Genomic DNA, 474 nt, shown 5'->3' on the forward strand with positions numbered 1-474 from the left:
CGCTATGCGGCCCAGCAACGAAAGCGACGAGGCGACAGACGTCCCGAGACGTTTGACTTTCTCGGCTTTACGCACATGTGCGACAAGACGAGAACTCATGGGTGGTTCACGGTCCGAAGATTCAGCATTGCCAAGCGCATGCGAGCGACGCTTGATGCGATTAAGCGAGCGTTGTACAAGCGCATGCATCGCCCCGTGGGCGAAACGGCACGCTGGTTGGCCTCGGTCGTGCGGGGGTGGATGAATTACCACGCGGTACCTGGCAACCAACGTCGGCTGAAGCAATTCACCGATGAAGTCCATAAGCTGTGGTTCCACGCGCTGCGAAGTCGCAGCGAGAAGGGTAAGCAGCGGTGGACTTGGAAGCGCATGAATCGACTGGTAAGGAAACATCTCCCGTCGCCACGCATCCTGCACCCGTATCCAGACAAACGATTTCACGCTCGACTCAAGGCAGGAGCCGTATGAGGTAAT

The 474-nt window shown here is 57.6% G+C and carries 1 pseudogene; it reads left to right on the plus strand.

What is annotated here, in order from left to right:
- Positions 1 to 468, plus strand: a pseudogene (locus tag NG895_RS13015) (group II intron reverse transcriptase/maturase); the annotation flags it as partial.
- Positions 469 to 474 lie beyond the last annotated feature (6 nt).

It is taken from the genome of Aeoliella straminimaris, assembly GCF_024054565.1.
In the GTDB taxonomy this organism is placed as follows: domain Bacteria; phylum Planctomycetota; class Planctomycetia; order Pirellulales; family Lacipirellulaceae; genus Aeoliella; species Aeoliella straminimaris.